Raw genomic sequence first — 24,580 nt, 5'->3', positions numbered from 1 at the left:
CTTACATATAAAATTCGACTTTTTTCTCTTTGAAATAAAGTGAAACTTTAATCAGCCCTCACCAATCAGGCTTTTACTCAGTGGATTTTTGATTACTCGTTGAATCAAGTTGCAACCGCAGCGTCTAATTAGCCATGGATGCTAAATAATGAGGTAACTTTAATACTTGAAGGTATATAAGAAGAAAATAAAAAAGACTCCAACATATTAACTACTTACTAATACGTTAGAGTCTTTATTTTTTTTGAATGGTTGTATTTACATATATCATACTAATACACTTGCAAGGAATAGAATAAATGATGTTAATATTACCGCTCCACCTAAGGATCCTAATAAATCTGTTTTTGTTACTTGAAACACTTGTTCACTGTTCATATCCCTCATTCTCCTTCCATTTTTGTTTGATTTAAAACTTCTATTATACTAATACACTTGATAGAAATACGATTAATGCTGTTAATACTACTGCTCCACTTGCTGATCCTACGAAGTCACCTTTTGTTACTTGTAATACTTGCTCTTTCATATCTTTCATTCTCCCTTCTTTTTCTTTTGTTAAAAAACTTCTATTATACTAATACGCTTGATAGAAATACGATTAATGCTGTTAATACTACCGCTCCACTTGCTGATCCTACGAAGTCACCTTTTGTTACTTGTAATACTTGCTCTTTCATATCTTTCATTCTCCCTTCTTTTTCTTTTATTACAAAGTTTCTATTATACTAATACGCTTGATAGAAATACGATTAATGCTGTTAATACCACCGCTCCACTTGCTGATCCTACGAAGTCACCTTTTGTTACTTGTAATACTTGCTCTTTCATATCTTTCATTCTCCCTTCTTTTTCTTTTGTTACAAAACTTCTATTATACTAATACGCTTGATAGAAATACGATTAATGCTGTTAATACTACCGCCCCACTTGCTGATCCTACGAAGTCACCTTTTGTTACTTGTAATACTTGCTCTTTCATATCATTTATCCTCCCTTTTCATAAGTTATCTATATGTAATTTCTAAGAAATGTTTATTTCATAGTTTTTATGTTAACGTTACATTAAATTCGATAACGTAACGTTTGTAACATTAATGTAACATAACTATTGTTACGTTGCAATATAATAACGTGAAATTTATTACACTTTTTTTACGTTTTTTTATAACACTCCCCAAAAACCCTTATTTAATGCACTTTTCACTAAGCTCACACTTGTAACATTTTTGTAATATTAAAGTCATAAAGTGAAATGTAGTCATCCTTCTCTCTATTTTTGTTACAAACAGTTTATTTAGTGACACTAAACCTATCTAATCTTTACTTACTTTTAATATAAGATAAAATACCGTCTTTCCAAGATAAGTTTATATGTTTCCTCTATATAACTATGTATAATAAAAACAAAGAGGTGGTCATTTTGAAATTAATCGCATTAGATATGGATGGTACACTACTATCATCTAATCTTGAAATCTCCAAAGAAAACCTACAAGCAATCCAAACTGCACAAGAAGCTGGTCATATTGTAATGATTTGTTCTGGTCGTGCGAAAGAGGATGCTTTAAAGCTATTGGAAGAATATAAATTATCTCTTCCAGTCGGAGCAAGCAATGGGGCTATTGTTTATGTGGATGGAAAAGTAATTAACTCTCGTTGTATACAAAACGACAAAGTGTACAAACTTGCAAAATTACTAGAATCTGAAGGTTTCCCATATAAGCTATATACGAATAAAGGAGTTTATTCTCCATATACATGGCAAGATCAAGTGATGCAAGCGTTCGAAGAAAATAAGCATGCGCTCGATGTTACATTAGAGGAGCTTGAACGAATTACAGAAAAGCAAAAGAAATCAAACCTAATTACTGATTTCAAAAAAATAGAAGATGTTGTAAATAACCAAGAACTAGAAATATCTAAATTCTTCATTTCAACATTTAATGCAGCGCATCGCGCACAGCTATTAAGCGTGTTACAAGAAGACGCTGATATTATGGTTACAGCATCAGCTCCTACTAACTTAGAAATTATGGATAAGAATGGACATAAAGGAAACGGGCTACAGCAGATGGCAGCTCATTTTAATATCCCTATTGAAGATACAGTTGCTATTGGTGATAATTTTAATGATGTACCAATGCTAGAAGTAGCAGGCTTATCTGTTGCAATGGGCAACGCTGAAGAAGATGTAAAAAAACTATGTGATGTTGTAACACTAACAAACAATGAACATGGTGTTGCTCACGCAATCGAGCAATTTGTATTGAAACAAACTTCATCTAGTAAATAAAAAAGGACTCTTTCAATTTGAAAGAGTCCTTTTTTTATACATGATGACAAGAAACAAAATGATTATCACCAACATTACGAAATTCTGGTATTGTTTTTTTACAAACATCTGTTGCAAACGGGCAACGTGTATGAAAACGACAACCCGAAGGTGGACTTGCTGGACTTGGAATATCCCCTTCTAGTATAATTCGCTCTCGCTTCACTGTTGGATCTGGTATTGGAACAGCTGATAACAATGCTTTTGTATACGGATGTAGCGGATTGGTAAATAACTCATCACGCGGCGCCGTCTCCACAATTGTACCTAAATACATAATTCCGATTTTCGTACATAAATGTTCTACTACACTCAAATCATGTGAAATGAATAAATAAGATAATCCCTTTTTCTCCTGTAACTCACTAAATAAATTAATAATTTGTGCTTGGATAGATACATCTAGTGCCGCCACAGGTTCATCAGCTACAATGAATTCTGGATTTAATACCATAGCCCTTGCTATTACGATACGCTGACGTTGTCCACCAGAAAACTCATGGGGATACCGGTCAATATGATAAGGAGCTAAGCCACATAACTCCAATACTTCAATTACCTTTTCACGAACATTTTCTTTCGTCGCTAATCCGTGGGCCAACATCGGCTCTCCAAGCGCTTCACCAATTCTCATTCTCGGATTTAATGAGCTAAATGGATCTTGGAAAACGAGCTGCATATTAGGGCGATGTTTTCTCAATTCATCCTTGGATAAAGAATGAACATCTTTCCCTTTAAACTTCACTTCCCCCTCCGTTTTTTGAACGAGACGTAAAATTGTTTTTCCTATCGTTGTTTTTCCGCTCCCTGATTCGCCAACGAGACCAAACACTTCACCTTTATTAATAGTAAAACTTACTCCATCAACTGCTTTTACATGCCCGATCGTTCTACTAAATATGCCACCTTTAATTGGAAAATATGTCTTTAGGTTTTTCACCTCTAATAATGGTTCACTCATTGTTCCGCACGCTCCTCATATAACCAGCAAGCTACTTTATGATTTTCATCATTTACATTTAGATTTGGGGCTTCTTTTTCACATATTTCCATACAATGCTCACAACGCCCACTAAAGTAGCAAAACTCACCTAAACCAACTAAATTCGGAACTTGCCCTGGAATAGAATATAGTTTATCTATTCGTTTTCCCATTACTGGTTTTGATTTCAACAATCCTTTCGTATAAGGGTGTTTTGGATTTTGGAATATCTCTAGTACTGGAGCTTCTTCAATAACTTTCCCGCCATACATAACGACAACGTAATCAGCCATTTCTGCTACGACACCTAAATCATGTGTAATTAATAAGATTGACGTTTTAAATTCTTCTTTCACTTGTCTTAGTAAATCCAATATTTGAGCTTGAATCGTAACATCAAGAGCTGTTGTTGGTTCATCTGCAATTAATAACTTAGGATTACAACTAAGCGCAACAGCAATCATAATACGTTGTAACATCCCGCCGCTCAGTTCATGCGGATAAGAATGAACAATTTCATTAGCACGGGCTATGCCAACTTTACGAATTAACTCAATTGCTTTCTTATACGCTTCATTTTTACTAAGTAATTCATGCTCCCTTAGCGTTTCTACAATTTGCTCACCTACAGTGAAGACCGGATTTAGCGATGTCATCGGTTCTTGGAAAATCATCGCAATATCATTGCCTCGTAAACTACGAAGTTCTTTCTCTTTCATTCCTAAAAGACTTTTTCCTTCATATAAAATGTCTCCACCTACTACACTGCCAGATTCAGCAATAAGCCCCATAATAGATAAAGCCGTTACACTCTTCCCGCAACCTGATTCTCCTACTACACAAACCGTTTCACCTTCTCGAACAGCAAAGCTAACATGGTTTACAGCCTTCACTGTCCCTTCCTCCGTTTGAAAGTGTGTTTGTAAGTCTTTTAGCTCTACTACCGCTCTACTCATACCTTCTCACCTACCGTCTCATCTTTGGATCTAACGCATCACGAAGTGCATCACCAAGTAAATTAATTGATACAACTGTTATAAAGATTGCAAAACCAGGCGGAATCCATAACCACGGACGCTTTTGGAAATCAATTAATGAGTTAGCTGCGCTAATCATGTTCCCCCATGATGGCGTAGGTGGGACGACGCCGAGACCTAAGTAACTTAGTGCGGATTCACTTAAAATAGATCCAGCCACACCTAGAGTTGCTACAACAATAAGTAACGGAAAGACGTTAGGAATTAGATGATGAATGATTTTCCGAGAATCTTTTAATCCTAATACATCTGCCGCTTGCATAAAGGCTTGCTCCCGCAATGTTAAAATTTGTCCCCTCACAAGACGGGCAAGTCCTGGCCATCCTACTAAACTTAAAATAATCATTACAACATATAAACGGTACTCCGATGGTAATTTCCATTCTGATAAAATTGCTCCCATTATAATAAGTAGTGGTAATCCTGGAATGGACATTAACACATCTGCAACACGCATAATTAAATGATCTACAACTCCTCGATAAAAACCAGCAATTGCTCCTAATAGAGCTCCTAGTATAACGGATAGTAGCATCGACGCTAAACCGATTGTTAATGAAATACGCCCTGCTTGCATAAGTCTAGTTAAAATATCCCTTCCCAACTGGTCTGTCCCAAGCCAATGTGACAGGCTGGGTGGTTTATTAATTTGTGTTACTTGTACTTTCCCATCAGCATACGGTGAAAAGATTGGACCGATAAAACTAAATAAAAACATAAATATTAAAACGTATAAGCCACACAGTGCCATCTTATTTTTCTTGATTTTTTTATACGCTTGGCGCCATGGTGATGATTCATTTCTCTTTTTCCGTTCTTTCTTTTTCTCTATTATAGGTGTAATAGTCTCCATATCTTTCCCCCCTTACTTCAATCGAATTCTTGGATCAACAAACGCATAGACAATATCAGCTAAGAAATTAGCCATAATTGTTAAACAAGAAAGAAACATTGTAAAGGCCATTAATACCGTATAATCACGAAAGTTTAATGCTTCTAATTGAATACTCCCAATCCCTGGCCAATTAAAAATCTGTTCAATAATAATGGCTCCTGAAAATAAACCCGGTAATTCAAAAGCGAGTAATGTAATTGCTGGCAAAATTGCATTTTTCAATGCATGTTTATAAATAACGGTTCTTTCTTTTAAACCTTTTGCACGAGCAGTACGAATATAATCTTGCCTAATAACATCCAACATGCCCGTTCTAAAATAGCGTGTTAACGATCCTACACCAAGAAGCGTTAAAATAAATACAGGTAGAATCATATGACGTAATACTTCTAATATGTATGCTATCCCTGTTGAGTTACTCCCAATATCAATCCTGCCACCAATAGGTAATAACTTTAAATCAACTGCTAATAATTTAATTAAAAATAGTCCGATAAAGAATGATGGAAATGACATTGCTGCAAAGACACCGATTGTTACCAATCTATCAAACCAAGAATGCTGCTTTGTTGCAGAAATAACCCCAATAATAAGAGCAATAATCCAAGTGAAAAATAAAGCTGCAGCAGCAACAATAAATGTATTCCAAATGAATTTATTAAGTAATGAAGTTACCGGTTCTTGGTACTGTAAAGAAAATCCAAAATCACCATGCAAAGCATTCACTAGCCAATGAAAATACCTTTCAATAATCGGTTTATTTAAACCGTACAACTCTCTTAATTCTTGAGCTCTCTCTGGTGTTAATTTTGGATTTGAATCGATATAATCACCCGGTAAGAGTGCAAATAAGAAAAAGATAATAATAGACGTACCAAACAATGTAGGAATCATTTGTAGAAACCTACGAATGATATATGTTTTCACCTTTTGTCTCCCCAATCCTATTTACTTAAAAATAGAAGAACATTTTTTCAAAACAGCTACCATTCCATTGCTGTGTGAAAAAACGTCTTCTATTATTTAGGTCAACCCTTATTGTTCAATAGATAACACTGGTAAGTTGGAACTGATGCTATCGTACTTTTCTGGATCAATTCCTTTTATACGTGCATTATGAGCATAAAGTAGTTTACGATAGTTTAATAAAATAACTGGTGGATCATCACTTAACTCTTTATACAGCTCTTTATAAATCGCTTTACGTTTTTCAATATCTGTCGTTCCTATACCTTTTACAATCAAATCATCTACTTTCGGATTATTATAACCCGTATCACTTTTTGGATTAGTTGATAAGTACTCACTTACAACTTCACTTGGATCACTAATTCCTGGTGTTGAAACTGCCGCTAAATCGTAGTCACCTTTTCCTACTTTTGAAAGCATCGTATTAAAGTCCATCAACTCTGGATTTAATTCAACACCAATTTCTTTGTAACTTTCTTTTGCAATTGGAATAAAGATATCATTTGTTTTACCTGTATTTGATGCGTAGTATGTTAATTTTAATTTTTGACCATCTTTTTCACGAACCCCGTCAGAACCTACTTTCCAACCAGCCTCATCCAATAATTTTTTAGCCTTTTCTACGTCGTGCGGATATTTATTAATACCTTCTTCTGTATATGCCCATGAAACTGGAGCAATTGGTACGTTAGCGACAGAGCCATAGCCTTGTAAAGCTGTATCCACATACTTCTTACGGTCTAATCCATAAGTAAGTGCTTGGCGTACCTTTTTATCTTTCAAATACGACTTCTTATTATTTACATAGATATAAGCAATATCACTTGATGATTCAAGATTAATATTTGCAAACTCCAATCCTTTTAATTGGTCTATATTTTCAGGGTTCGCTCTAAATCCACTATAGTCCAGTTCACCTGTTTGGAATAATTGGAATCCAGTATCACCTGATGTGATTTTGTAAATAAAGTTTTTAATTTTTGGTTTACCTGCATAATAATTTTCGTTAGCAACAAAGCGGACTTCTTGACCTGGAACATATTTTTCAAATTTATATGGACCCGCTGCAATTGGTTGCCCATATAATGCTTTTAAATAGTCTAAACTTGTATTTTGTTTATAATCTTTTCCATAATAAGCTTTTGATAGCACTGGGCCACCTAAATTCGTTAGCGCCTGTGAATTAACTTTTTCAGTTGTAATTTTAATTGTCTGTGGATCAACAACTTGGATTCCTTCAATAGAAGTTGCTTTTCCTTCTTTATATTCTTTCCCACCTTTAACAGCATACTGAGCAATATCCAATCCACCTTCATACGCTTTATCATGAAGTAGTGTTAATGTAAATGCTACATCATCCGCTGTTAGAGGCGACCCATCACTAAATTTTAAATTTTTACGTAAATGGAATGTATATGTTAACTGGTCAGCAGAAATATCCCATTTTTCTGCAAGATCCGGAACAGGTTTACTTTGTTTGTCTGTTGTTACTAATGAAGCAAAAATAACCGACGTTACATTTCCATCCCAACCATTATCTTGGAAATACGGAAGGAAAACTCCCCCTGGCTTAGAAATGGCTGTAATGAAAGTATCTTTTCGTTGATTTGCTTTCTCTGGACTTTTCTTTTTATCTGTAGCTGGAATTGATTCAATCTTAGAATCTTTTAAATCCTGCTTTTTTACTGGTTCTGTAGAAGCCGTATCCTCCTGTCCCCCACAAGCAGATAACACAAGCGAACTACTAAGTAATACTGAAAATACACCAGCCCATTTTTTTGTCTTTTTCTTCATTGTCCCCACCCTAACTGTTTAATAGTTATACCCTTTGAACTTATTAGCTTATGTATGCCTCCCACAGCACATTTATAGCCAATCGGAAAAGTCGGTTTTAATCAGAAAAAAATAGATGTTTTTGAGGGGTAACAATCTTATTCCGACCTTTCCGGTAGACTTTATGGTTATTAGCTTATATCGTTCATTATATTTTGTCAATTCTTTCTAAATAAATATTTTGAGAATTTTCCCAAAATTATCACTCTATCCTTATACTTTAAGAAAACTCAGCTATAATTCGTATTAAAAACTTAAAAATCTACTTCTATTTCTTCAGCATGCAACATAGAATACTAATAACCAATTACCAAAAAGGGGGCGAAAATATGGACAACCTATTCCAATACGTCCTGCACTACGTATTATTAACAATTATGATAGTCGGGGCGCTATTACTATTCCCGTTCTTCCCAAAGTTCGTCCTCTTTTTAGCTTTTTTTATCATGCTCGGGATCGCTATTATAATTTCAACAAGAGAAGATGCCACGCAGAAAGAGAGCAGAGTTCAGCGCGTAAAGCTGTAACTTTGCTCTCTTTTCGTTTTCAATCACTAGTCTCTGTTACACATATTTATCCCGCTATTTGCCGGGCAGTACCCCCCCCACTGATTAAAGTTTCACTTTATCTCTCGGGAAATAATTAGCCTTTGTTTTTGTGATTACTCCTATTGAAAAGCCACTAATGGCATTTATTTTTCACCTTATCATTTCATACGCTTCACAAGCTATGCAAATTGAGAAACACGGATTTATCTAAGTTACTGTTTCACGTGAAACACATCGCTTCATTTAATCTTTAAAGCAAAATATCATTATGAAAAAGCCACTTCCTCCAGCAAAACTGAAAGGAAGTGGCTTTCTACTCTTTACTCCACAATATTCTCTAACTCACTATATAACTTCGCTCGTAACAACTCTTTCATCGTTTTTTCCTCATATAATTTTTCAAGTCTTTCAACATCAGCTACATGTTCCATTTCACATTCTATTGCATATATATCTTCTTCTACATGCATTAACTCATTTTCAATCTCTTCAAGATTCCTAGCTTTTTTCTCTTTTACTGGAACCATTTCAACACTCTTTCTCCCTTGGCGTTTTTGCTTTATTACTTGCTTCTCAAGCTTTTCTTCCCATTTTTGACGAGCCCATGCATAGTTTCCTGCAAACTCAAATAATTTACATTCATCAATCCAGTACGTCTTTTCAAATAACTTATTTAAAAAATAACGATCATGTGAAACAGCTAGGATTGTTCCATTATATTGCTCAAGGGCTTCCTCTAAAACTTCCCTTGATTCAATATCAAGATGGTTTGTCGGCTCATCTAAAATTAGAAAATTGATGTCTTGATACATAAGTTGCGCAAGTCTTAACCTCATTTTTTCTCCACCGCTCAGTTGCGTTACTTTCTTAAATACTGCTGGACCATAAAATAAAAACTTAGCCAATATATGCCTTGCTTCTCCTTCAGTTACAGCTACATACTCTCTAAACGCTTCTAATACATTACTCTTCACATTTCCATACGTATGCTGTGATAAATAACCAATTTTGACACTACTACCAATTCGAATTTCACCAACGTCTGGATTTATTTCTTCTAATAGTAGTTTTAATAATGTAGTCTTTCCTGTACCATTACGACCAACGATAGCCGCACGCTCTTGAAAACGAACATGTAAATTCGCTTGTTCAAATAAAGGTCGGCCAGCAAAACCTTTACTCACTTCTTTCATTACAACAACATCTTTCCCGCTTCTCTCTTGCCCTTCAAACTGAAGACCCATCTGTTTTCGTTCTAAAATTGGCCTCTTTAATTTCTCTATACGTTCTAACGCACGTTCCATATTTCTCGCTCTTTTATGCAATCCTTCATTCGGAGGGTTCGCTTGATTTGCCCATTCACGTAGACGCTTAATTGCTTCTTTCATTTTCTTTATTTTCTTTTGTTGCTCCTGATAAGCTTGAAACTCTTGAAGTAATCTTTCTTCCTTCTCCTCAACGAACTGAGAATAATTCGTATGGTACACGTGAATCTCTCCATCTTCCAAATCAAAAATTTTCGTTACAACTTCATCAAGGAAATAGCGATCATGTGAAATAACCATAACTGTTCCAGTGTATTCTTTTAAAAATTGCTCTAACCATTCAACTGCAAATAAATCTAAATGATTTGTTGGTTCATCTAATAGAAGTAAATCTGGTTTCTGCAATAGCATATATGCAAGGCTTACTTTCGTCTGTTCTCCTCCACTTAATTCCGTAAATACTCTTGAAAATAAGTCTGTCACTTGTAAGCCATTTGCTACCTTCATTATATTTGCCTCGATTTCATAACCACCGAGAAACGCAAATTTTTCTTGAATGACTCCGTACCTCTCCATTAGCTTTTCCAAAGCAGATTGTTCCTGTTCCACCGCCATATTTTTTTCTAAAGCATGCATTTCTTTTTCTAATTCCTTTTCTACTTTAAAAGCAGAACTCAATACATCATATACAGTCATAGCCTCATCAAACTTCGGAATTTGTGCGACATGACCAATACGTGTACCTTTCTTCATATGAATGGCTCCTGCATCCAAACTCTCCATTCCCGTTAGAAGCCCAAAGATTGTTGTCTTCCCACTACCGTTACGACCAACTAATCCAACACGTTCACCATTCTTTATTTCAAGCGATATATTTTCAAATATAGTGTTTCCACCAAAAGATTTCGTTACATTATTTACACTACAAATAGTCATTTTCCGTACTCCTTTCAATATAAAAAACCATGAGAAAGAAACATTCCCCATGGTTTTCGGCATAGAAAAAGGAAGCCAAATAGCTCCCTTTTCACACGTTTATTAAAAATGGGTGAAGAGATTTCTATCGTTCAATAGTCACTATGCAATTGTTAAAAAAGGGCATACGTATCCCGTTAACAACTACATCATGAAAAATCGCACGACAAAAATAGATAAAATCTAAAAATTTGGCACGTGCAGCTAAAGAACGTTTCATCTCATTCACCCCTTTCGTACGGAATTTAATACTTACTTCTTTATTATACTTTCCAATTTCATGTTTGAATAGTCATTTTTCTGAAAATAATGAAGATAGACTAAACATTTCAATAAGTGACATCAAATCTTACAAAACTGTTATGTTCACGTAATGGAAAGCGATAGTACGAAAAGATGCCTCCCTATACAATAAAGATGTAAACAAGAGAGACAAACAAAAGGAGGAAACAAACATGATGAAAGAAATCGTAAAAGCAATCTTTGAGGTATTAGTGAACGGACAAGCAGTTGTAAAAGAACTAAATGAACTATAAAAAGGAGTGAAGAAATATGATAAACATGGTGAAAATGATTTTACACGCTTTAGTCGATGCAAAAGCAGTTAGCCAAGAATTAAACCAACAATAAAAAGGGGTATATGAATATGAAGAAAGCCATTATTATAATTGCAAGCACAGCAATTACTTTATACACAATAAAAAATAGAAAAAAGAGAAATAATGAAAATGTTCTATATTATCCATACACACTATTAGAGAAAAAATAAAAGACAAGGTACCCTATCGTAATGAGGATATCTTGTCTTTTATTTTTTCTCTATTGCCTTTAGAGGATTTCCTTCTCCTTTTCCCGAATGTATTAAGCGGGATTTTCACACATATTTTAAAGGGGCATATATATAAATGGATACACAACAACTATATTTTTTTAACGATATCGGTAAACAAAAACCAGAAAGTATTCGGAATAGAAGCGCTGCATGTCCATTTTGCGATAAAGAACATTTAACGGATATTTTAACAACTGATGGTTCTATTATTTGGTTAAAAAATAAATTTCCTACATTACAAGATACATTTCAAACAGTGTTAATTGAAACCGATAATTGCGAAGATCATATCGCAACATATACAGAAGAACATATGCGGAAATTAATGCAATTTTCTATTCAACATTGGTTACACTTACAGAAGAAAGAAGAGTTCGTGTCTGTGATTTTATACAAAAATCACGGTCCATTTTCAGGTGGAAGTTTGCATCATGCACACATGCAAATTATCGGAATGAAACATGTAGATTATCTTGAAAATATTGAAGAAGAAAATTTCCAAGGGGTAATTGTTCAAAAAAACGAACGCATTGAGCTTAACATTTCAGAGCGTCCCATTATTGGCTTCACTGAATTCAATATAATCATTGATAATATTTCATATATAGATGATATGGCAAATTACATTCAGCAAACTGTACGTTACATACTGACAGATTTCCATAAAGGATGCAGTAGTTATAACTTATTCTTCTATTACTTAAATGGAAAAATTATTTGTAAAGTTGTTCCTAGGTTTGTCGTTTCACCGCTGTATGTAGGATATAAAATACCTCAAGTTTCTACAAAACTAGAAGACGTAAAAATACAACTAGCGGAGTATTTCACAAAATGACACGATTATCAAAAAAATAGAGTAGGTTAAAACCTACTCTTTTATTACACCTTTATTTCGATAGTACACATCTTCTAATCCGATGTTATACTTCATGTTATTATCCGTCCACTCTGGCCCTAAATTCCCTGGCCATCCAGATGTATTCGCTATATATTTCAGTAATGCAAAATCAGTCAAACCTTTTTGCACCCCGCGCTTATATCCTTTCAGTAAATGCGGCATTGCAATTTGTGCATTTGTACGTGGATCTTTTAGCTCATCATCAGTTAAATGTTCTGGTGCAAGCCCGCCGCCGCGGTGCAGTTGAAACAATCCGAATGAAGTTCCATTATCTCCAACACTCCTTGGATTTAATCGACTTTCATGCTCAGCAATTGCAAGAGGTATCCATTCCGGAAGATTTACTTTCTTCGCTTCCTCTATAATGATTTGTTTCACCTGTTTTGCTTCTTCTGAATCAACATAGCTTGTTCCATTCACTAGCTTATCCATTCCTTCAGACTTTCCTTGGAAATATAAATATACTCCAAGAACAACTAAAAATCCTACAAAGAATTTCTTCACTACCTCTACCTCTTTCTCCGCTGAAATTTTTCCCCTTTCAGCCTTCCCTTTACAATTACCTACATTCTATTACTCTTTTATCATAGCAAATAACTATACATATTATCATCATGCTTTAGACCGATTTTGTGAAAAAACAGCTGGTAAATACGTGCAAAAATGTAACTTTCATAGACTATAACGCATTTATTGTATATAATTGTAAATTGAATTCTAAATATAAACTAGGAGAATAATAATATGAAAAAATGGCTGTTACTCTTATTTAGTTTACTACTATTAATTCCTGTCCCTATTTCCGCACAAAAAACTGAACAACCAAAAACCCTTATTTTATATAGTTCAAACGATGATCAAATTACAAGCGATATCCAAATACTTAATACACAAGTAGGGCATTTCACTAATAATATAACAATTAAAAACATAAAACAGTTAGCTGAAATAACTGATAAATCTTCGTATACACATGTTATTTACATGGGTGAAAAACAAGAAGAACTTTCTACTGAAGCAAAGGAATTTCTAGAAGGCTTCCCAGGACCATTACTAGTTTTAGGTCAAAATATAGAACAGTTATCTACTCGTTTTTCATTTATCACACTTAAAAATGAAGATATAAACTCTGATACAATTGAATATCCAACACGTAAACTAAAGAATATATTAGAAGAAGAAAGATCAATTAAACAACTTGATACAAACGGAACAATTCTCGCACATGCTTTAAGAGGAAATAATACTTATCCATTAATTGTACAGCAAAATAATTCTTATTATGTAGCTACTTCTAACCTCTTTGATTGGATATCTTATTATATTGGCGAAAGCCTATTTTCTTATTTTCAGCAAAAACCCGAAACCAATAAAAAATTAGCTTATTTACGTCTTGAGGATGTTCACCCAGCAGCAGATATAAATCAATTGAAAGAAATTGCTGAATTACTAAAAGAGAAGAAGATCCCTTACATGATCACTGTTATTCCTGTATATACAGATCCAGATACAGGTAAAACACTACATTTAAAAGATAAACCCGAACTAGTCGATCTTTTACGCTCTATGCAAGATGATGGCGCAGCGATTATTATGCATGGTTACACTCACCAATTTTATGATAGTGAAACTGGGGAAGGTTTTGAATTTTGGGACGTAAAGACGGATCAACCAATTCGCCAATCGAAACATGAAAAACCGAAGAGAAAAGATGAATTTCCAAATATAGAGTCATATAACCAATATGTAAAAAAAGGGGAAGAGTTTGAGGAAAAATATACGACAGATCATATCGAAAAGGGGATTCAAGAACTTGTAGATGCTAAACTATATCCTGTCGCCTTTGAAGCACCTCATTACACAATGTCTCAAAAAGGGTATGAAATATTATCAAGATACTTTTCAACTTATGTAGGACAACTACAGTTAAGTGATACAACTTGGAAATCCATGCACTCTCCAGCATATAGAAGTACACCATCATTTCTACATGGAATGAAATTAATGCCTGAAACAGTCGGTTTTATTGAAGAAGATAAGCCACAAGCTATTGCTAAAATGAAAGCAAATGCTTTATCTGTTGCTAAATTATCCGATGGGATTATTGGAGCATTCTATCATCCTTACTTAGGTGTGAAACCATTAAAAGAAGTGTTAAAGGATCTAGAGAGTATTCCAAATATAGAATGGATTGATTTACAAAAGGAAAAGAATGAAGTAAAAATGAAAGATATTCATATTACTACGAATAAAGACGGCATTCACGTTAAAAAACCAACAAGTGCAAATGACATAATTGATTATATAAAGCAATATGGCTTCTTCCTTATACTAGGATTCGTTATCATTGTCTTTCTTTTATTATTAAAACGTGCGAAAAAATTAGAATCCTAATACAAAACCACCGAGCGGAACGCTTGGTGGTTTTTTGTCATATATCAAACCGTGGCATTTTACTAAATAAATTCAACTTTTACTTTTTCCGTTACATGATTAAAACTATAATTCCCCTATCCTTTCAAATAAAATTGACTTGTATTTTCATATATTGTTTTTGCGACCTTATCAATGGATATGTTTTTTATAGAACTAATTTCCTTTAATACCTCTCGAATCATTCTTGGGTGCGTTATAACATCCTCTTGAAATTCCCACGGACCATCTGTTTCTACCATCATATATTCAAGCGGATAATACGAAACGATTTTTCTAATCTTCTCCTTATGTAAAACATCCGGTGTAATCGAAATATAATAACCATTTCTCATCATCCGTTTCATTGTTTCATCGCTTCCTTTAAACCAATGGAAGTGTGCACGTGAAACTTTATATTTCTCTAGCAAATCACATACAATGTCAGCATCTTCATAAACTGCGTGTAATACAATCGGCAAATTATACTTACTAGCTAGTTCTATAAATTTTTTCAATACAGCTATGTATGGATCTGCAGCAATTCTTTCATCTTCTTTTCTCAAATAATAGGGCAAACCTACTTCACCAATCGCAACAATTTCCTCTGCGTTCTGTTCAATAAGTTGATAAATCTGTTCACACTCTTCTTTATGAATCTGTTGCTCTGGATGAAACCCTATCGCTGGATATATAAAGGGATACTTCTTCGCTAAAGATAACGTTTCCTTACAAGATTGATAATTCATAGATACCGCAATAAGCCCCTTTATTTCTTTACTATTTTCCACCTCTTTTAGTAATCTGCTCTTCTCTTCATCCTTATATTGATCAACATGTATATGACTATCAATCCATTTCATCTTTATGCCCCCATAAAAAAAACAAGAAAGGACTTCCTTTCTTGTTTTAGCATCTATATTATTTAACAATTAAGTTTGTTATGATATCAAATAATCCAATACACACTACGGCAACAGTAAAGTAGCTACAGAAATCTTTAATTGGTAACTTCACTACTTCTTCTTTACGCATCCCATTTTTCTCCCTTCTTACTAGATCCCTAATTATTTTTCTATCTGTATCTATTATGCAAAAAATATGACAAATTTACTATCGAATTAACTTACGTAAACCTTACAATGTTGTAAGGTTTAAAAAAGATCCCCATCTTTATTCAGATGAGGATTATTAAAAATTAGTTGGTTTTTCATTCTTCATTACAAACAGAAAGTAATACATTGATACTTTCTAGTTACACTATATGAAAATTACTATCTTTTAACTATCGAATTACATTACAGAAGGCTTACATGTTTGTAAGTTATGTGTAATGTAATTCGATAGTTCTCCTTACTTATATTTCGTACAATAAAGTTAGAAAGTAAGCCAAATAAGAAGAACAATCACATAACCAAATTACATTGCTAGTAGCTACTCTTCTTATACCTTTCACCCATGCTACTACAATGTACCCCCTTCCCCTTTATATAACAAAAAAGCCTTAGTCTATATGGACTAAGGCTTTTTTATTAACCTTAAAAATACCCTTACCCAGTATTTTTATTTTCGACAAAAAAATAGCTGGGGGTATATTTCGCTATCTCACCGTTAAAAGTTTACTCTTCGCATTTATAGGAATATTTGCAACCTCAATCTCTTCAATGGACTCACCGTAACGCCCTTTTGCAAAAACCTTTAATGCTTCATCTCTCTTTAACATATGCTTAACCGTTTTCTTTATTTTCTGCTCTCTACCACGTTCATCGAATGCAATAAATTCATATTCATACCACTCATCACCGATATGCTGACCAATTGTATTCACAACCGTATAGTATTCTTTCGTCTTATAAAATGGATTATATTTATCGATAACCGGTCCAAGTTTCGTAGGCAGTAACATTACTACTATCACTATCATCGCTATTATAGTAGTGATCATTTTTTTCTTCATAATAAACATTCCTCCTCTGCAGGATATATATACATCCATTTTAAAAAGGGGGAATAAAATCTACTATTGAATCTCATTACATTACACTTACATTTTTGTAAGAATTAAAAAAGGTGAACGAATTTACTCGTTCACCTTTTAGCTTGCTTTAAAGCCACCGCCAAGTACATCACGTACATCATGTATAACAACGAAAGCATCTTCATCTACCCGGCTAATAACTTGTTTTAACTTAACAAGCTCTTGTTTATTAATAACAACATATAAAACTTCTTTATTTTTACCAGTATATCCGCCGCGCCCTTCTAATACAGTAACACCGCGTGTCATATTTTTCGTAATAGCTTCACGAATTAAATCTGGTTGATTCGAAATAATCGTAACAGCCGTTTTTGTGTCCATTCCTTCTACAATGAAATCAATCACCTTCGCTCCAATGAACACAGCCACAAGTGTATACATCGCCTTTTCTTGCCCTATTATAAATACAGAACCAGCAATTACAACAATATCAATAATTAGTACGCCTTTCCCTACACTCCAACCTAAATATTGATTTGCTAACTGAGCTAAGATTGCTGATCCTCCCGATGTACCTCCGGCTTTGAACATACAGCCTAATCCAATGCCCACAAATAAACCAGCAAATAAAGCTGCTAATAATGTATCACTATTTACATGATACTCAATATGTTCTGTAACGTATAAAAACAAAGATGTTTCTACAATCCCTAAAATTGTATAAATCATTGTTTTCTTATCAAAAAATTTATAACCAACAGCTAGTAAAATTGCATTTATAGCAAAGTTCACAATTCCTGGTGACCAATCAAATAAGTAGTACGTAACAACCGTTAAACCAATAATTCCACCTTCCGATAAACGGTTTGGAATTGCAAAGTAATTAATACCAATTGCGAATAATAATGAACCAATTGTAATTAGTGTTATTTCCTTTATACGTTGATTAACCATAGTTCATACCCTCCCCCCATTTGACATTGTATCACTATCTCCTAGAGGTTTAGAAGTGGTTTTTATTCCGCATTTTCCCTCTTAAAAATTGAAATATTATGTTTAAACAGAGGGTTGATTAATTATTCATATTTGCTCTAACTGCACGGACAAATCGCTCCACATTCCCTTTCTGAATATACTTAGCGCGAATGGTTTCATGACTACAAGTAAATTCAAAATACGGATAAAAATCTATGCTATCTATATGCAAATATGAATACTCTTTAAATGTTGAAGAATAGTACGGAAATTTCCCGTAAAAAAGGAGACGTCTAGTAGTGGCAACAAAAACCCCATGTTGATACGATAATATAAAATTATCCTTCTCAAATATCCCTACCACAAAAGCCAGAATCTTTTCATCATCATCTACATACTTTTTCATACTCGATAAAAGTTCATTCATGCATATTCCTCCAAATTCTATTCACTGCATTAACACTTGAAAAGAATCCATGGATTATTACAGACCGGTTTAACTTCTTTATAAAGTATGAAACGCGTTTCCTGTCAAAGATATTTCAAAAAAAATAATCCGTTATGCGATTATACACATAACGGATTACGATTAAACTGTAGAGCGTTCCACAAGTTCGTATGGAATTTCCAGCTTTTCTTGTTCAGAACTCTCGTCATTCACTTTTCTATGCAACATTTCAAAAGCAGTTTTCCCTATCTCCTTTAAATTTTGATCAATAGTTGTCAATTGTAACACTTGCGAGATAGGTTGATTATCAAAGCCAATAATCGCTAAATCCTCAGGAACTTGAATCCCTAATTTTTCAACCTCTGTCATAACCCCAATCGCAACTTCATCACCTGCTACTATTAATGCTTCAGGAAGATCCTGCATCTCTTTTAACTTATGAGCCACTTTTACACCATCTTCTAGTGTAAAACATTCTGTAAAAATCCATTCTTCATTAACCTCTTCGTCTATAGATTGCAATTGCTGTTTATAAACATCAAAACGTTTTTGGCTACTTGGCCCTAATTTCCTTCCCGTGCAATAACCAATTTTTTTATAACCTTTCTCAATCAAATAATCCATTCCTAATTGAAAGGCCGCTGAATGATTCGTATATACACTTGAGATGTTTGAAATATCATTGTCTTCACAAGCAATTATTGCGCCGTAAGAAGCATACGGTTCTATCGTTTCCCAATCATTTGCACGTGAACAAATAATAAGACCATCCAATTGTTTTGTTTTTAACATATGTAAACTTTTCATTTCTTCTTTTTTATTATAATTCGTTTGGCAAAGTAGCACCCTGTAATTATGCGCTAACGCAGTCTCCATCATTCCGCTCACCATCGCATCAAAACACGGATGATTAATATACGGTAAAATCACACCAACAATATTCGTTTTTCCTTTTGATAAATGAACAGCATTTGCGTTTTGCGAGTAATTCAATTTCTCAACTATCTCTATAACCGCTTTCCTTTTTTCTTCACTTACATATGGGTGATCATTCAACACTCTCGAAACAGTCGTAACTGAAACTCCCGCCATCTTTGCAATATCTTTAATATTAGCCATACACTCACCTCTACCTTTAACTTAATGAATCTCATGAACATATGTCAAATCTTCTTATCATTACACCTTCATTCGTTTCTCTTACAAAAGTGTAATTTTTCTGTAAGCTAATTCGATAGTTACTTTCCGCAACATTTCATACAATGGAGTCAGAAACAGGGTAACAACTATTCGAAAAGGAGCGGATTAATATGCTGAACAAAATGAAAACGAACAATTTCTTAAATACAATGGGCATGGTATTTTCCGCTCTTATCGACGCAAAAGCTGTTGCTTCTACATTAAACAAGTAAGGAAAATATATTATGAATAACATCACTTTTAACAAATTAGATTTTTTAGGACTAGCTAGTGGCTCGCTTCTTCTTACTGCTTTTATTTACGCCGCTACGCTTGTATAACTTTGTGTCCCCTTTCCCCTTTATTATAAATAGTAATAGAAAAGACGACCGTCTATGCCCGGTCGTCTTTTCTTATTTTTGATTTGATTGCAAAGCTTCTTTTAACTCCTCAAACTTCTCATTTAATTGATCTGTCATCATTTTCATAGCGGTTTTTCGATCTATTTGTTTCCCAGCCTCAATTTGAATTGGATCTCCAAAAATCAATTGTGCCTTTTTCCCCTTTATTAATTCTTTTACACTTGATGGACCAACATAAGCTGCTGGTACTAACGGAACATTAGAACGCATCGCAATTGTCACAGCACCCGCTTTTAATGAAACATCTTCCGCTGATCTTGTTCCACTCGGAAAAATCCCTACTACCTTTCCTTCTTTTAATAAACGTGATGGAATTTTAAGTGTACTTGGTCCTGGATTCGCACGATCTACAGGGAATGCATTTACATTTTTAAAGAACCAATTTTTGAATTTCCCTTCAAATAATTCTTTTTTGGCCATGTAATGAATTTGAGTTGGATACATCCCTGTAGCTAACATTAATACATCCATAAAACTTGTATGTGTACATGCAACAACATACGGTCCACCTTCTGGTAGCTTTTCTCTTCCTTGCACTTCTACTTTCCCAGCTGTTTTAAATATATATTTCAACAAAAATGTAATTGGTTTATACATTTATTTCGTTCCTTTCTAAACATCCGAAGTATAATCATATTCTTATAATAATTATAACACTAAGTTTTAGGAGTTGGTAATAAAATTAAGGATGAATTGTTAAATTTCAATTCTTACAAAAGTGTAATTTTCTTGTAAGCTAATTCGATAGTTACTTCTTACTATATTTCATACAATTAAGTCAGAAACAGGGCAACAATTATTCGAAAAGGAGTGGATCAATATGATGAACAAAATGAAAACGAACAATTTCTTAAATACAATGGGCATGGTATTATCGGCTCTTTTCGATGCAAAAGCTGTTGCTTCTACATTAAACAAGTAAGGAGAATGTATTATGAATAACATTGCTTTTAACAAATTAGATTTTTTAGGATTAGCTAGCGGCTCTCTTCTTCTTACTGCTTTCATTTACGCTGCTACGCTTGTATAACTTTGTGTCCCCTTTCCCCTTTATATAGAAAAAGACGACCGTCTATGCCCGGTCGTCTTTTTAATTTTTTCTTTCTTTCAATTCTTTTAAAAGCTGTATCAGCTCAGCTTGTTGTTTTATCTTTTTACGACCATTTCGATTAATTGCTGCAAGCTCACAGGCAACTCCGACGGCGAAGAAAAACAATAAACTTTCTAACATGTGAAATCCTCCATTTGCCTATTAAACAGCTTGACGTAATTGCTCTTCTTGTAAAACTCTCTTATTTATATTTTCTTCTTTTCTCTGACAAACGTTATTGCGAATAAGCGCTGCAATAACAAGTACAGTCCCTATAATATCAAACATTGTGATCTGATACCCTTGCATCATCATAATAACTAAAGTCGTAATTGGTACAAAATTAATAAATAAAATCCCATTAATGGATGATAAAATTTTCACACCATAGTTCCAAGCAAGTAGCGCTACAATACCTGGCAATGTCATCATAAATAACAAATCGTACTTCACAATAGAAATCGTTCCCATACCAGGAACTGAAACATATCCAAGCGACGTAATAATTACCGTTATAATTCCTGTAACAGTCGTACCGAATACACACGTCAACGTAGAATAACGTAATGTTGACCAATCACTACACGTTTGACCACCCATCGTATAAATAACCCAGCCTACAACACCAATAAATATAAATGCTAATGAGAACATATTATCTTTCAATGTTACAAAGAAACTCATGTCACCTTTTGTAATAACAAACACAGCTCCTACAAAAGCAATAACCATACTCGTTATCATATACTTCTTCGGTTTTATATGCTTATATCCCCATAAAATACAAATAGAAATCATCGGCATAAGTGATTCCATAATGGAAGCTACCATTACACCCGACTTACCCATTAACATTTGCCCTAAAAATATGAGGACATTATATACTGTAAATGCCATCGTTCCAAAAAAGACGAGTAACTTTCCTCTTCCCTCTAAACGAAATGCCTGTTTTCCTTCTTTCATTAACAACAATACAATCAGCATTATCGCCACTGCTCCATAACGAATAAGCGAAAAATAAAATGGATCTATGTATTCTAGCGCATGATCAGCAACTGGAAACATCGCTCCCCATGACATACTCGCAATTAAACACGCTAAAGCCCCTAATATCATTTGACCTCTTCTCACCGCAATCCCCCGTTTCTTTCTATTTGCACAAAGAGAATTGTAAAAGAAAAAATATATCACGTAAAATGATTCAAAATGATGTTAACTATCATTTATAATGATAGTTAACATCAAGGGGGATTACAAAATGGAATTACGAGACTTACAAATCTTTAAAAGCGTTGCCGACCAGGGTAGTGTAAGTAGCGCAGCAAAGGAATTAAATTATGTACAATCAAATGTAACTGCACGTATTAAACAACTAGAAAACGAATTAAAAACCCCACTCTTCTACCGCCATAAACGAGGAATGACTTTAACAGCTGAAGGAAGAAAAATGCTCGTTTATGTTAGTAAAATTTTGCAAGATGTCGACGAACTAAAACAAGTATTTTTAGATAGCGAAACACCCTCCGGTATATTAAAAATCGGTACAGTCGAAACAGTAAGTACACTGCCTACCATTTTATCTTCTTACTATAAAAGCTATCCGAATGTCGATTTATCATTACAAGCGGGTCTAACAGAAGAATTAATTAGAGAAGTACTTGATCATCAATTAGATGGTGCCTTTATATCAGGTCCTATTAAACATCCACTAATCGAACAATACGATGTTAGTACAGAAAAATTAATGCTTGTAACACAAAATAAAGCTTTTCATATAGAAGAATTTACAACAACGCCTCTACTCGTTTTTAACCAAGGATGCGGATACCGTTCCAAACTAGAACGATGGCTGAAAGACGAAGGTTTGCTACCAAAAAGAATTATGGAATTCAATATATTAGAGACAATATTAAACAGCGTTGCACTCGGCCTCGGAATTACACTCGTACCACAGTCTGCTGTCCATCATCTTTCTAAAGCAGGTAAGGTGCATTGTCATGCAATTCCTGAAAAATACGGCAGTATTTCAACGGTTTTCATACGCCGCAAAGATAGCTATATGACGAATTCAATGCGTAGTTTTTTAAAAACAATTGAAGAACATCATCATATCAATATGCTGTGAAAGACATTCTTACATGAATGTCTTTTTTTCTTACAAAAGTGTAAGTCTTTCGTAAGCTAATTCGATAGTTGCAAGTGGACATATTTCCTATAATTAAGACATAAGCAGGGCAACTACAATTCGAAAAGGAGCGGATACGCATGATGAACAATATGAAATCAAATAAATTTTTAAATACAATGGGCATGGTGCTATCCGCACTTGTCGATGCAAAAGCTGTTGCAACTACATTAAACAAATAAGGAGAGATTATAATGAACAACATTACTTTCAACAAATCAGACTTTATCGGACTTGCAAGTGGAGCTACTCTTCTTACGGCTTTCATTTATACACTTGCTCAAGGTCTTGTTTAACACTTTGTTTCCCCGAACCCCTTTATATATAGAAAAAGCTGCTCGTCTTATAGACAAGCAGCTTTTTAGTTTGTTTCATATATTATTTGACCTGTTTTCGTAATATCATATCCGCCAATTGCATTTAATTCATTATGAAATTCTTCCGATTGCAGAATGTCTTTCACGACTTCAATCAGCTCTTCATTTTCTTTATTCTTCAAAATTACTAAATCATACTGTTCTTTCATGATTGGAATAAAGTCCACATTTACAATTTGCGAAAACTTTTCTGAACCTACTCCTACATCAGCTTTTCCATTTGCAACTCGCGTGGCAACACCCAGATGATTCGATTCTTCCCATTCATATCCACTAATATCAGCTTTATTTAATTTTTGGATTCGTAATTGTTCATCCACTAACACTCTAATACCAGAACCCTTTTCTCGATTTACAAACTTTATAGCGGATCCAGATATGTCGGCCCATGTCTTTATTTTCTTCGGATTTCCTTTTTGGACATAAAATCCTACATTTCTGGACAATAAATTAATCATAATACATGGCTGGCCTACTAAAATGCGTTTTACATAAGGAACATTATATGTACCCGTTTCACCATCAAACAAATGCAAACTAACGATACTTCCTTCTCCTTGATACATTTTCACTAAACTTGTTAAGCTACCTTGATACGCCCTTAAAACATTAGAACTTGGCAAACGATTTTCTATACGTTTAGCTAACATATCTAACGTTAGTTCTTGACCACTAATAATACACGTGTTCAAGATACTACTACCATCGTTTTTTACAGGAGTAACTTGTACCTTTCCTGTTTTCATTTGTTTTATATATTGATCTAAATCTGCTGCATCAATGCGCATCTGTCTACCAACTCTATAAGAAGGAAGTTCTCCTTTTTTAATTAAGTCGTATACAGTTAATTTTGATACTTTTAATCGCTTTGCTACTTCTTCCGTTGTGTAGGAATGATGATCCATAGACGATTCCTCACTTTCTTCTTTCATTGTAACAAAGAAA

At 34.1% G+C, this 24,580-nt stretch carries 31 protein-coding genes; 9 read left to right on the top strand and 22 right to left on the bottom strand.

Annotation, left to right across the window (positions count from 1 at the left end):
- Positions 1-267: 267 nt before the first annotated feature.
- The 5 genes from MHH27_RS01285 to MHH27_RS01265 are packed head-to-tail and all read right to left on the bottom strand — an operon-like array spanning position 268 to position 982.
- Positions 268-378, bottom strand: a complete 111-nt coding sequence (locus tag MHH27_RS01285; protein ID WP_001083691.1) for a DUF3948 family protein — start codon at positions 376-378, stop codon at positions 268-270.
- Positions 379-421: 43 nt separating this feature from the next.
- The gene (locus tag MHH27_RS01280; RefSeq protein WP_000654250.1) at positions 422-538 is read right to left on the bottom strand and encodes a DUF3948 family protein; all 117 of its coding nucleotides are present in this window, start codon (positions 536-538) and stop codon (positions 422-424) included.
- 34 nt (positions 539-572) lie between these two features.
- Positions 573-689: a DUF3948 family protein gene (locus tag MHH27_RS01275; protein WP_000654250.1), complete on the bottom strand. Its 117-nt coding sequence runs from the start codon at positions 687-689 to the stop codon at positions 573-575.
- 34 nt (positions 690-723) lie between these two features.
- Positions 724-840 (bottom strand): DUF3948 family protein, encoded by a 117-nt coding sequence (locus tag MHH27_RS01270; RefSeq protein ID WP_000654250.1) that lies wholly within the window; start codon positions 838-840, stop codon positions 724-726.
- A gap of 34 nt (positions 841-874) precedes the next feature.
- Positions 875-982: a DUF3948 family protein gene (locus tag MHH27_RS01265; RefSeq protein WP_000664237.1), complete on the bottom strand. Its 108-nt coding sequence runs from the start codon at positions 980-982 to the stop codon at positions 875-877.
- 441 nt (positions 983-1,423) lie between these two features.
- On the opposite strand from MHH27_RS01265, the gene MHH27_RS01260 reads away from it, so the two are divergent.
- Positions 1,424-2,296 carry a Cof-type HAD-IIB family hydrolase gene (locus MHH27_RS01260; RefSeq protein WP_000766424.1) on the top strand — a complete coding sequence of 291 codons (873 nt, stop codon included), beginning with the start codon at positions 1,424-1,426 and terminating at the stop codon, positions 2,294-2,296.
- Positions 2,297-2,330: 34 nt separating this feature from the next.
- On the opposite strand, the gene MHH27_RS01255 is transcribed toward MHH27_RS01260, so the two are convergent.
- The 5 genes from MHH27_RS01255 to MHH27_RS01235 all read right to left on the bottom strand — a co-directional run bounded on the left by MHH27_RS01255 (position 2,331) and on the right by MHH27_RS01235 (position 8,012).
- On the bottom strand, positions 2,331-3,296 hold the full coding sequence (locus MHH27_RS01255) for an ABC transporter ATP-binding protein (RefSeq protein ID WP_063546235.1): 966 nt from the start codon (positions 3,294-3,296) through the stop codon (positions 2,331-2,333).
- Positions 3,293-4,273 carry an ABC transporter ATP-binding protein gene (locus tag MHH27_RS01250; RefSeq protein ID WP_065229648.1) on the bottom strand — a complete coding sequence of 327 codons (981 nt, stop codon included), beginning with the start codon at positions 4,271-4,273 and terminating at the stop codon, positions 3,293-3,295. Before MHH27_RS01250 ends, MHH27_RS01255 begins: the two co-directional genes overlap by 4 nt.
- Positions 4,274-4,283: 10 nt before the next feature.
- Complete coding sequence (gene opp4C, locus MHH27_RS01245; RefSeq protein WP_000447957.1) at positions 4,284-5,207, bottom strand: oligopeptide ABC transporter permease; 924 nt, start codon at positions 5,205-5,207, stop codon at positions 4,284-4,286.
- 12 nt (positions 5,208-5,219) lie between these two features.
- Positions 5,220-6,176, bottom strand: coding sequence for an ABC transporter permease (locus MHH27_RS01240; protein ID WP_340941410.1), 957 nt, complete (start codon positions 6,174-6,176; stop codon positions 5,220-5,222).
- A gap of 108 nt (positions 6,177-6,284) precedes the next feature.
- On the bottom strand, positions 6,285-8,012 hold the full coding sequence (locus tag MHH27_RS01235; RefSeq protein ID WP_000730676.1) for an ABC transporter substrate-binding protein: 1,728 nt from the start codon (positions 8,010-8,012) through the stop codon (positions 6,285-6,287).
- A 368-nt stretch (positions 8,013-8,380) separates the two neighbouring features.
- Here MHH27_RS01235 and MHH27_RS01230 point away from each other — a divergent pair, with 368 nt between their 5' ends.
- Complete coding sequence (locus MHH27_RS01230; RefSeq protein WP_000369254.1) at positions 8,381-8,578, top strand: hypothetical protein; 198 nt, start codon at positions 8,381-8,383, stop codon at positions 8,576-8,578.
- Positions 8,579-8,919: 341 nt separating this feature from the next.
- Here the strand turns inward: MHH27_RS01230 and abc-f are convergent, their stop codons facing one another.
- The gene (abc-f, locus tag MHH27_RS01225; protein WP_141541711.1) at positions 8,920-10,851 is read right to left on the bottom strand and encodes a ribosomal protection-like ABC-F family protein; all 1,932 of its coding nucleotides are present in this window, start codon (positions 10,849-10,851) and stop codon (positions 8,920-8,922) included.
- Positions 10,852-10,924: 73 nt separating this feature from the next.
- Positions 10,925-11,059, bottom strand: a complete 135-nt coding sequence (locus MHH27_RS01220) for an RAxF-45 family protein (protein WP_000830643.1) — start codon at positions 11,057-11,059, stop codon at positions 10,925-10,927.
- 420 nt (positions 11,060-11,479) lie between these two features.
- On the opposite strand from MHH27_RS01220, the gene MHH27_RS01215 reads away from it, so the two are divergent.
- Positions 11,480-11,608: a hypothetical protein gene (locus MHH27_RS01215; protein WP_053565418.1), complete on the top strand. Its 129-nt coding sequence runs from the start codon at positions 11,480-11,482 to the stop codon at positions 11,606-11,608.
- A 136-nt stretch (positions 11,609-11,744) separates the two neighbouring features.
- The gene (locus MHH27_RS01210; protein ID WP_340941407.1) at positions 11,745-12,506 is read left to right on the top strand and encodes a DUF4931 domain-containing protein; all 762 of its coding nucleotides are present in this window, start codon (positions 11,745-11,747) and stop codon (positions 12,504-12,506) included.
- A 33-nt stretch (positions 12,507-12,539) separates the two neighbouring features.
- Here MHH27_RS01210 and MHH27_RS01205 read toward each other — a convergent pair whose 3' ends face one another.
- Entirely contained in the window at positions 12,540-13,073 is a 534-nt protein-coding gene (locus MHH27_RS01205) for a transglycosylase SLT domain-containing protein (RefSeq protein ID WP_000713252.1), read from the bottom strand.
- A 240-nt stretch (positions 13,074-13,313) separates the two neighbouring features.
- Here MHH27_RS01205 and MHH27_RS01200 point away from each other — a divergent pair, with 240 nt between their 5' ends.
- Positions 13,314-14,963 (top strand): DUF2334 domain-containing protein, encoded by a 1,650-nt coding sequence (locus MHH27_RS01200; protein WP_053565420.1) that lies wholly within the window; start codon positions 13,314-13,316, stop codon positions 14,961-14,963.
- Positions 14,964-15,079: 116 nt separating this feature from the next.
- On the opposite strand, the gene MHH27_RS01195 is transcribed toward MHH27_RS01200, so the two are convergent.
- From MHH27_RS01195 to MHH27_RS01175, 5 genes are all read right to left on the bottom strand, one after another.
- Positions 15,080-15,844, bottom strand: coding sequence for a TatD family hydrolase (locus MHH27_RS01195; RefSeq protein WP_053565421.1), 765 nt, complete (start codon positions 15,842-15,844; stop codon positions 15,080-15,082).
- Between the two features lie 737 nt (positions 15,845-16,581).
- A complete protein-coding gene (locus tag MHH27_RS01190) occupies positions 16,582-16,938 on the bottom strand; it encodes a YxeA family protein (RefSeq protein ID WP_000728423.1) in 357 nt (118 codons plus the stop codon).
- Between the two features lie 138 nt (positions 16,939-17,076).
- On the bottom strand, positions 17,077-17,913 hold the full coding sequence (locus MHH27_RS01185) for a YitT family protein (protein ID WP_000248045.1): 837 nt from the start codon (positions 17,911-17,913) through the stop codon (positions 17,077-17,079).
- 118 nt (positions 17,914-18,031) lie between these two features.
- Positions 18,032-18,361 carry a PH domain-containing protein gene (locus MHH27_RS01180; RefSeq protein WP_090978572.1) on the bottom strand — a complete coding sequence of 110 codons (330 nt, stop codon included), beginning with the start codon at positions 18,359-18,361 and terminating at the stop codon, positions 18,032-18,034.
- A 162-nt stretch (positions 18,362-18,523) separates the two neighbouring features.
- Positions 18,524-19,501 (bottom strand): LacI family DNA-binding transcriptional regulator, encoded by a 978-nt coding sequence (locus MHH27_RS01175; RefSeq protein ID WP_001273903.1) that lies wholly within the window; start codon positions 19,499-19,501, stop codon positions 18,524-18,526.
- Between the two features lie 305 nt (positions 19,502-19,806).
- Between MHH27_RS01175 and MHH27_RS01170 the strand changes: the two genes are divergently transcribed.
- On the top strand, positions 19,807-19,902 hold the full coding sequence (locus tag MHH27_RS01170) for a DUF3948 family protein (protein ID WP_001060007.1): 96 nt from the start codon (positions 19,807-19,809) through the stop codon (positions 19,900-19,902).
- A gap of 72 nt (positions 19,903-19,974) precedes the next feature.
- On the opposite strand, the gene MHH27_RS01165 is transcribed toward MHH27_RS01170, so the two are convergent.
- Positions 19,975-20,580 carry a lysophospholipid acyltransferase family protein gene (locus tag MHH27_RS01165; RefSeq protein WP_090978573.1) on the bottom strand — a complete coding sequence of 202 codons (606 nt, stop codon included), beginning with the start codon at positions 20,578-20,580 and terminating at the stop codon, positions 19,975-19,977.
- A gap of 337 nt (positions 20,581-20,917) precedes the next feature.
- Between MHH27_RS01165 and MHH27_RS01160 the strand changes: the two genes are divergently transcribed.
- Positions 20,918-21,013, top strand: a complete 96-nt coding sequence (locus MHH27_RS01160) for a DUF3948 family protein (RefSeq protein ID WP_001059387.1) — start codon at positions 20,918-20,920, stop codon at positions 21,011-21,013.
- Positions 21,014-21,073: 60 nt separating this feature from the next.
- Here the strand turns inward: MHH27_RS01160 and MHH27_RS01155 are convergent, their stop codons facing one another.
- Both MHH27_RS01155 and MHH27_RS01150 read right to left on the bottom strand, forming a co-directional pair.
- Positions 21,074-21,214 carry a YrzO family protein gene (locus MHH27_RS01155; RefSeq protein ID WP_000894065.1) on the bottom strand — a complete coding sequence of 47 codons (141 nt, stop codon included), beginning with the start codon at positions 21,212-21,214 and terminating at the stop codon, positions 21,074-21,076.
- A gap of 21 nt (positions 21,215-21,235) precedes the next feature.
- A complete protein-coding gene (locus tag MHH27_RS01150; protein ID WP_142316442.1) occupies positions 21,236-22,204 on the bottom strand; it encodes a DMT family transporter in 969 nt (322 codons plus the stop codon).
- Between the two features lie 127 nt (positions 22,205-22,331).
- On the opposite strand from MHH27_RS01150, the gene MHH27_RS01145 reads away from it, so the two are divergent.
- Entirely contained in the window at positions 22,332-23,198 is an 867-nt protein-coding gene (locus tag MHH27_RS01145) for a LysR family transcriptional regulator (RefSeq protein WP_023520844.1), read from the top strand.
- Between the two features lie 254 nt (positions 23,199-23,452).
- Positions 23,453-23,554: a DUF3948 family protein gene (locus tag MHH27_RS01140; RefSeq protein WP_001060018.1), complete on the top strand. Its 102-nt coding sequence runs from the start codon at positions 23,453-23,455 to the stop codon at positions 23,552-23,554.
- Positions 23,555-23,619: 65 nt separating this feature from the next.
- On the opposite strand, the gene MHH27_RS01135 is transcribed toward MHH27_RS01140, so the two are convergent.
- Complete coding sequence (locus MHH27_RS01135) at positions 23,620-24,540, bottom strand: substrate-binding domain-containing protein (RefSeq protein WP_340944801.1); 921 nt, start codon at positions 24,538-24,540, stop codon at positions 23,620-23,622.
- Positions 24,541-24,580 lie beyond the last annotated feature (40 nt).

This window comes from Bacillus sp. FSL L8-0152 (genome assembly GCF_038006365.1).
Classification (GTDB): domain Bacteria; phylum Bacillota; class Bacilli; order Bacillales; family Bacillaceae_G; genus Bacillus_A; species Bacillus_A cereus.
This window is presented reverse-complemented; position numbering and strand designations above follow the sequence as displayed.